Source organism: Staphylococcus sp. HMSC62A08 (assembly GCF_001839105.1).
GTDB classification, from domain to species: Bacteria; Bacillota; Bacilli; order Staphylococcales; family Staphylococcaceae; genus Staphylococcus; species Staphylococcus caprae.
This window is the reverse complement of record NZ_KV840063.1, coordinates 817-1,067: the sequence shown is the minus strand read 5'-3', so window position 1 is coordinate 1,067 and position 251 is coordinate 817. Positions and strand designations below refer to the sequence as shown.

Here is a 251-nt window from a genome sequence, read left to right as displayed (position 1 = left end):
GCGGACTACCAGAAGGTGTAAGCTTTGATAGTGAGACAAATACGATTAGTGGCACGCCGACGAAGGTAGGCAGTTATCCAATTGTGGTAACCACAACAGATGCATCAGGAAATAAAACAGAAACGAAATTTACAATCGAAGTTGTAGATAAAACAGCGCCAACGGTGACAGCTATCAAAGACCAAACTAAAGAGGTCAACACATCAATTGATCCAATTAAGATTGAAGCAACAGATAATAGCGGTCAAGCT

At 41.0% G+C, this 251-nt stretch carries 1 protein-coding gene; it reads left to right on the top strand.

What is annotated here, in order from left to right:
- The coding region (locus tag HMPREF3264_RS13055) for a putative Ig domain-containing protein (protein WP_256324004.1) at positions 1 to 251 on the top strand (251 nt) is incomplete at both ends.